This window comes from Streptomyces colwelliae (genome assembly GCF_048158785.1).
Taxonomy (GTDB): Bacteria; Actinomycetota; Actinomycetes; order Streptomycetales; family Streptomycetaceae; genus Streptomyces.
On record NZ_JBLTJC010000515.1, the window covers coordinates 1 to 6,081 of the forward strand.

5 protein-coding genes and 1 pseudogene are annotated in these 6,081 nt (G+C 71.5%); 4 read left to right on the forward strand and 2 right to left on the reverse strand.

Translation table 11 applies throughout. From position 1 onward, the window contains the following. Nucleotides 1-623: TerD family protein (locus tag ACNFOC_RS49415; RefSeq protein WP_416965547.1), on the reverse strand; the 623-nt coding region annotated here is incomplete at its 3' end. A 297-nt stretch (nt 624-920) separates the two neighbouring features. Between ACNFOC_RS49415 and ACNFOC_RS49420 the strand changes: the two genes are divergently transcribed. The 4 genes from ACNFOC_RS49420 (at nt 921) to ACNFOC_RS49435 (ending at nt 5,571) form a co-directional block, all read left to right on the forward strand. Next, nucleotides 921-1,355 (forward strand): DUF6643 family protein, encoded by a 435-nt coding sequence (locus ACNFOC_RS49420; protein WP_416965543.1) that lies wholly within the window; start codon nt 921-923, stop codon nt 1,353-1,355. A 42-nt stretch (nt 1,356-1,397) separates the two neighbouring features. Then, nucleotides 1,398-2,222, forward strand: a complete 825-nt coding sequence (locus tag ACNFOC_RS49425) for an MOSC domain-containing protein (RefSeq protein ID WP_416965544.1) — start codon at nt 1,398-1,400, stop codon at nt 2,220-2,222. A 201-nt stretch (nt 2,223-2,423) separates the two neighbouring features. Further along, on the forward strand, nt 2,424-3,029 hold the full coding sequence (locus ACNFOC_RS49430) for an Rv1733c family protein (protein ID WP_416965545.1): 606 nt from the start codon (nt 2,424-2,426) through the stop codon (nt 3,027-3,029). A gap of 106 nt (nt 3,030-3,135) precedes the next feature. Next, nucleotides 3,136-5,571, forward strand: a complete 2,436-nt coding sequence (locus ACNFOC_RS49435) for a right-handed parallel beta-helix repeat-containing protein (RefSeq protein WP_416965546.1) — start codon at nt 3,136-3,138, stop codon at nt 5,569-5,571. Here the strand turns inward: ACNFOC_RS49435 and ACNFOC_RS49440 are convergent. After that, nucleotides 5,541-6,081, reverse strand: a pseudogene (locus ACNFOC_RS49440) (hypothetical protein); the annotation flags it as partial. The gene ACNFOC_RS49435 and the pseudogene ACNFOC_RS49440 overlap by 31 nt on opposite strands.

Genomic DNA, 6,081 nt, shown 5'->3' on the forward strand with positions numbered 1-6,081 from the left:
GGCGGCGAGGGCGGGCCGGCGGGCGGAGCCGCGGGCATCGGCGGCGACAGGTTCACGGGCGGTCCGGAGGGCGGTGGCATGGTCGCGGCCGGTGTCGCCTGCTGCGGCTCGTCCACGGTGATGCCGAAGTCGGTCGCCAGTCCTTCGAGTCCGCTGTCGTAGCCCTGGCCGACGGCCCGGAACTTCCAGGCTCCCTGGCGGCGGTAGAACTCGCCGAGCACGAAGGCGGTCTCGACCGTCGCGCCCGCGCTGTCGAAGCGGGCGGCCACGGTGTTCTGTACGGCGTCCCGGACCTCGATGTACAGGTCGGGGACCTGGCCGAACGTTCCGCCGTCCGCGGAGGCGGCGAGGACGATGCGGTCGACGGCGGGCTCCACGCGCGCGAGGTCCACCAACAGGGTGTCGGTCAACCGTCCGCCGGCGTTGCCCTTGCCCTCGTGGCGGACCGCGCCGGAGGAGTGGGTGGGCTGGTTGTAGAAGACGAAGTCCCTGTCGGAGCGGACCTTTCCCTCGACCAGCAGCAGGGCCGAGGCGTCCGCGTCGGGTACGCCGGGCCCGGACCGCCAGCCCAGTTCGACGCGCAGTGCCGTCGTCGGCACCGGAACATTCGATCCCTTCGGCATCGACATGTCTGCCCCCATCACGTGTCGCCGTGCCAGGACACGCCCCGGCAGCCCATCGGGTGTCTACCCGCACAACCTATTCCCCGGGGCGCCGAACGCCCATGAGGGGCGCGGCAACACCGTCGGCCAACCGCTGGTAACCCGCCGGGAACTTGGCTTTTACCCGATCCGAACACGGGTTGATGCCCTTTTTTGGCAAGTTCGCTCGCATTGGGGATCCCATGCCACTGCCGACACGGAAAACAACCCTCTAATCGGTCTCCCCAACCAGCACATCGTGGGCTTAACTTATGTGCCATGACCTCCCCCCGCTCCACTTATGGCGGCGGCTACTACTCCGCCTCCTTCCCGGACACCCCGATCTACGACTCCCTCGTGGCCGAGCGGGGTACCCCGCAGATCGCCCCGATCCGGGTCCCCGCCGCCTACGACATGCCGGGGAGCAACCTGCCGGCGCTCCCGTCAGCACTGCCCGCCCTCCCGGCGGGTCCCTCGCAGAACTACGGCTATCCGCAGGCCCAGCAGCCCTCACCGCTGCAGCAGGCGCCCGCCGCCTACATCCCGCAGCAGGCCCCGCCGCGCGGCTACCCCGGCCAGCAGCAACAGCAGCCGCGTCCGATGGCGGCTCCGGCCGGCTACGAGGCGATGCGTCCGGCGGCTCCCCGCCCGGCCCCGGCGCCGTACCAGCAGGACCCGTACAACAACCAGCAGCAGTACCGCGGCGGTTACTGATCCGCACCCTGCGTTGTCGGTGCCACCTGGCACGATGGAGCGATGGGGAATGCGGAGCTGCGGTCGATCCACGTTCATCCGGTCAAGGCACTCCGGGGTTTCTCGCCCCGGGAGGCTCTCGTGGAGCCTTGGGGGCTGGCCGGGGACCGACGCTGGGTGCTGATCGACGACGGGGGAAAGGTCGTCACGCAACGCGAGCACCCGCGTCTCGCACTGGCCGCCGCCGAGCTTCTGCCCGGCGGCGGTGTTCGTCTGTCCGCGCCCGGCCGTGACCCGCTGACCGTGCCCGTTCCGGAGCCGGTCACCACCGTGGCGATGGAGATCTTCGGTACCAAGGTCGACGCGGTGCCGGGGCGGGACGCCGCGCACATCTGGTGCAGCGACCATCTGGGCTTCGGCGTGCGTCTCGTCCACATGGACGATCCCGCCACGCGCAGGCCCGTCGACCCGCACTACGCGCTGCCCGGTGAGACCGTCAGTTTCGCCGACGGCTATCCGCTGCTGCTGACCTCCGAGGCCTCCCTCGACGCCCTCAACTCCCTTGTCGCGCAAGGGGATCACCCGGCCGAAGGTCCGCTTCCCATGAACCGGTTCCGGCCCAATGTGGTCGTGGCGGGCACCGCCGCCTGGGCCGAGGACGACTGGTCGGGCGTCGTGATCGGCGAGGTCTCCTTCCGTGTCGCGAAGAAGTGCGGGCGCTGCGTCGTGACCACCACTGACCAGGCCACCGCCGAGCGCGGCAAGGAGCCCCTGCGCACCCTCGCCCGGCACCGTCGCATCGGCGGCAGGCTCGTCTTCGGGCAGAACCTGGTGCCCCGGTCGACCGGCACGATCCGCGTCGGTGATCCGGTCCGGATTCTCGCGTAGGCGGAGTTGTGCCGATGAGCGCGCGAGGTTCCGCCGAAGAGCCCGCGAGGCGGGAACCCTCCCCGTGGGCCCGGTCGTTGAGATCCCGTGAGAAGTTCGTGAGAGGCCCGGTGAGAGGTGATTTCGCTCTCTCTTTGCCGGGGCTCTTGGGTGAACGGCCGGGCGTGGAGTTATCACGGAGCGGGAAGGGGGTGCGGGACTGTGGGAGCAATCAGGGGTGTGTGGCGTTGGCGGCGCAATCCGCTGCGTCGCGCGACCGATCTGGTCGAGGCCTGGCTGGCCCTCGTGGTCCTGCTGCTGGTGTTGGTCGCCGCACCCGTGATCGGTTCGCTCGTCGGCGGGGTCGCGCAGGACACTCTGCAGCGGTCGGTGCGGGAGCAGCGCGCGGACCGGCACGTCGTGACGGCGACGGTGGTCAAGAAGCTGAAGGGGGCGGAGCTCGACCCCGACCCCGACTCGGCCACCGCGCGGGACATCCGCAGCAAGGTCCTCGCCGACTGGACCGCCCCGGACGGCACCGCCCACCACGGCACGGTGATGGCGAACCTCAACACCCCGCACGCGGGTGACCACTTCAGGCTCTGGACGGACCAGGGCGGGCACATAGTGGCCCGCCCGCTGGACTCGGCCACGGCGACGACGCACGCCGTGCTCGCCGGGCTCGGCGCGGCACTGCTGACCGCCGGGCTCGTCGACAGCGCCAGACGGTTCGTGCTGTGGCGCATGGTCCGCCGCAGGTACGCCCGTTGGGACCGCGCATGGGAGCGGGCGGGCCCGGACTGGGGCCGGACCGGCACCGGCAGCTGACAGCCTTCCGGCTCTGGTCAACCCACCGCCCGCACGCACGCTACGGTGGACCGGCGAAGGCTTCGGCATCAACCCGCGTACCACGAGGTGGGGGCACAGCAGCGCCATGGCACAGGGCACGGTCCAGGTGACGCACACCGGTACATCGAGGTGGCGGCGCCGCACAGGTGAGTACGCGTCGCTCGCCGCCGCCCTGGAGGCCGCGGCCGAGGGAGACGTCCTCACCGTCGCTCCCGGCACCTACCGGGAGAACCTCGTCGTACAGCGGTCGGTGACCCTGCGCGGCCCTGAGGGTTCGCCCGGCTCGGTGCGCATCGCGCCCCTGGACGGCGTGCCGTTGACCGTCCGCGCCTCCGCCGTGGTCCAGGACCTGCATGTCGAGGGCCAGGACTCGGCCGCGCCCGCGCTCCTTGTCGAGGAGGGCGCACCGGAGTTGACGGACCTTCGGATCGTCACGCGCTCCGCGTCCGGCATCGAGGTGCGCGGCGGTGCCCGCCCCACCGTGCGGCGCTGCACCGTCGACAACCCGGCCGGCATCGGGATCGCCGTACTCGACGGCGGTGGCGGGGTGTTCGAGGAGTGCGAGGTCGTCTCGGCCGGCCAGGCGGGCGTCGCGGTCCGCGGCGGCGGCCACCCGCGCCTGGAGCGCTGCCGCGTCCACCACACCTCAGGGGTGGGCCTGTCCGCCACAGGCGAGAACTCCTCGCTGGAGGCGGTGGGTTGTGAGGTCTACGAGACGCGCGGCAGCGGCGTCCAGATCACCGGCCGGGCCACCGCGCACCTCACCGACTGCGATGTGCACCGTACGACCGCCGACGGCGTCACCCTCGACACCGACGCGGTGCTGACGCTGGCCGACTGCCGCATCCACGACATCCCGGAGAACGCGGTGGATCTGCGTTCCCGTTCGGTCCTGACGCTGACCCGGACGACGGTGCGTCAGTTCGGGCGCAACGGACTGTCGGTGTGGGACCCGGGCACGCGCGTGGACGCCAACCAGTGCGAGATCTTCGACAGCACGGGCGACTATCCGGCGGTGTGGGTCAGCGACGGCGCGACCGTGGTCCTCGACTCGTGTCGGGTACACGACGTACCGGACGCGCTGTTCGTGCTCGACCGCGGCTCGCGCGCGGACGTCGTCGACAGCGACATCTCCCAAGTGCGCAACACAGCCGTGTCGGTGAGCGACGGCGCGACCGCACAGCTCGACGACTGCCGGATCAGGGACGCAGCCACGGGCGCGTGGTTCCGCGACCACGGCAGCGGCGGCACCCTGAACAACTGCACCGTGGACGCCACCCAGACCGGCGTGATCGTCACCAAGGGCGCCGACCCCACCATCGAGCGCTGCACGGTCGACTCCCCCGCCGAGGCGGGCTTCTACGTCTCCGCGGGCGGCCGGGGCACCTTCCTGGGCTGCCGCGTGACGGGCAGCGGCGGCTACGGCTTCCACGTCATAGACGGCTGTCGTACGACGCTGAAGAAGTGCCGTACGGAGCGGTGCGCGCGCGGCGGTTACGAGTTCGCGGACGCCGGTCCGGACGCGGCACCCGGCACGGGCCCGGTCGTCGAGGACTGCGCGAGCGACGAGAGCGGCCTCAAGCCGCCCACCGCCCACGAGACGGCCGTGGAGACGGCGAGCCAGTCGACGAGCGTGCTGGGCGCGATCCCCGGCCAGCGCACGGCCGAGCAGGACCCGCTGATCACCGCGACGGACCCGGAGAAGGAGTCACGGTCCTCCAAGGCCGTCCTCGGTGAACTCGACGCGCTGGTCGGCCTGGACAGCGTCAAGCGCGAGGTGCGCGCCCTCACCGACATGATCGAGGTGGGCCGCCGCCGCCAGCAGGCCGGCCTCAAGGCGGCCTCCGTCAAACGGCACCTGGTCTTCACCGGCTCCCCCGGCACCGGCAAGACGACGGTCGCCCGGCTCTACGGCGAGATCCTCGCCTCCCTCGGAGTCCTGGAGAAGGGCCATCTCGTCGAGGTGTCCCGGGTCGACCTGGTCGGCGAGCACATCGGCTCCACCGCGATCCGCACCCAGGAGGCCTTCGACAAGGCGCGCGGCGGAGTCTTGTTCATCGACGAGGCGTACGCCCTCTCCCCGGAGGACTCGGGACGCGACTTCGGTAAAGAAGCCATCGACACGCTCGTGAAGCTGATGGAGGACCACCGGGACGCGGTCGTGGTGATCGTCGCGGGCTACACGGCGGAGATGGAGCGGTTCCTGTCCGTCAACCCCGGTGTGGCGTCCCGTTTCTCACGGACCATCACCTTCAGCGACTACAACCCCGAGGAGCTGCTCAGGATCGTCGAGCAGCAGGCCGAGGAGCACGAGTACCGGCTGGCCGAGGGCGCGTCCGAGGGGCTGACGAAGTACTTCACGGCGATCCCGAAGGGCGCCGCGTTCGGCAACGGCCGCACCGCGCGCCAGACCTTCGAGGCGATGGTGGAGCGGCACGCGAGCCGGGTCGCCCAGTTCGAGGAGCCGAGCACGGACGACCTGACCCTGCTCTACGCGGACGACCTGCCCGAGCTGCCCTGAGGCGGCACCTCGGGCCGCAGCCGGGCCAGCAGCCGCTCGCGCTCCTCGGCGAACACCGGGTCGGCCTGGTAGTCGGAGTGGCCGAGGATCGGCGCGGGCAGCGGATGCCGTGCCGTACGGCCGTACTCCAGGGGGTCCTTGAGGGGTGGTTCGTGGTCGACCTCGGGGCCGCGGTCGCCGGACACGCGCACCGGGCCGCCGATGGGGTCGGTGAGCCGGTACAGATTGCGCCAGCAGTCGACCTCGCGGTGCAGCCGGCTGAGCGCGGCCGGTCCGAAGTGGGCCGGGAACCAGCGGCCGTAGAGGCGCTCCAGGGGTGAGCCGTAGGTGAGCAGGGCTACGCGTTTGCGCTGGGCCGGCTTGAGTTGCCAGGCCGCGGCCGCGGCGAGGACGCTGCCCTGGGAGTGGCCCGAGAGGACGAGGCGGCCGCCGGTGGCGCGGGTCCAGGTGGCGATCCGCCAGGTCAGGTCGGGCACCGCGCGCTCGGCGTAGCAGGGCGGGGCGAAGGGG